Origin of the sequence: Actinomycetospora atypica (assembly GCF_042653685.1) — a bacterium.
In the GTDB taxonomy this organism is placed as follows: domain Bacteria; phylum Actinomycetota; class Actinomycetes; order Mycobacteriales; family Pseudonocardiaceae; genus Actinomycetospora; species Actinomycetospora atypica.
In genome coordinates, this window is sequence record NZ_JBHSIV010000086.1 from 1 (window position 1) to 905 (window position 905).

At 72.3% G+C, this 905-nt stretch carries 3 protein-coding genes; all 3 read right to left on the reverse strand.

The annotated features are described in order from the left end of the window. Positions 1-278 (reverse strand): WhiB family transcriptional regulator (locus ACFPBZ_RS29420; RefSeq protein WP_378039651.1); only part of this gene is annotated, 278 nt, incomplete at its 3' end. A 163-nt stretch (positions 279-441) separates the two neighbouring features. Further along, positions 442-627: a hypothetical protein gene (locus ACFPBZ_RS29425; RefSeq protein WP_378039652.1), complete on the reverse strand. Its 186-nt coding sequence runs from the start codon at positions 625-627 to the stop codon at positions 442-444. After that, a partial coding sequence (locus ACFPBZ_RS29430; protein WP_378039653.1) for a hypothetical protein occupies positions 624-905 on the reverse strand: 282 nt, incomplete at its 5' end. The genes ACFPBZ_RS29430 and ACFPBZ_RS29425, both read right to left, overlap by 4 nt.

The following is a 905-nucleotide window of genomic DNA, read 5'->3' on the forward strand; positions in this document are numbered from 1 at the left end:
GACATGCCGGCCCAGACCCCGAAGCGCTCGTCGTGGGCGAGGACGTGCTCGAGGCACTCGGCGGTGACCGGGCAACGCGCGCAGACGGCCTTGGCCTCGGCGGTGGACGCGCCCTGCTCGGGGAAGAACGCGTCCGGGTCGGTCTGGGCGCACAGGGCGCGTTGCTGCCAGTGCGCGAGGTCGGCGGCCGCGGCGAGCAGCGCCGCCGGCAACCGGTGTCCACCCGGACCGATCGGGGCCGCGGGCGGGTCGGGGTGCAGTTCGATCGACTGGGACATCACAGGCTCCTCGCAGAATCAGCGAATTCGGGTCAGCGCCGCCGCATCAGTTCTCGGGCTTTAGATAAGAATGCAACGGAACACGGCAGCAGTAGATGTGGTGGACACAGCTCTCCCGCAGCGTGAATTACCGGGGAATGACGGCAGCGACGCTGGAGGACGCTCAGGTGCTCGGGGAGGGCTCCGGCTCGGTGATGGGTCGGGCGGTGGCGGCGACCTCGTCGATCCAGTCGTCGACGTGCTCGGCGCAGGTCGGGACCTTCTGCGCCGGCAGCCCGGCGAGGGTGACGGTCACGGTGGCCTGGTTCGAGCACTGCCCGCCGTAGGGGGGGAACGCGCAGAGGGTCATGACAGAGCTCCTCGAGCCGGCCGGGCGGCGCGGATGGTGGCGTACTGGGTGGCGCGGACCCGCGCGGTGAACTCGTCGGGGCCGATACGGGTGAGCAGGTCACGGGGGTCCTCACCGGCGCACTCGGAGAACAGCACCGCCGCGTCGGGCAGGACCTCCCCGATCCGCTCCACGCAGGCGCGGCCCGGGTCGTCGGCGTCGCCGCCGATCACGACGTGGGTGCCGTGGCCGGCGAGCAGCACCGCGAGGCGCTCCAGCGGCGGACTCCCCGCACCCCC

Excerpts from the sequence above, each read along its gene's own strand:
- ACFPBZ_RS29425 (WP_378039652.1), bottom strand. The coding sequence starts at position 627 with ATGACCCTCTGCGCGTTCCCCCCCTACGGCGGGCAGTGCTCGAACCAG.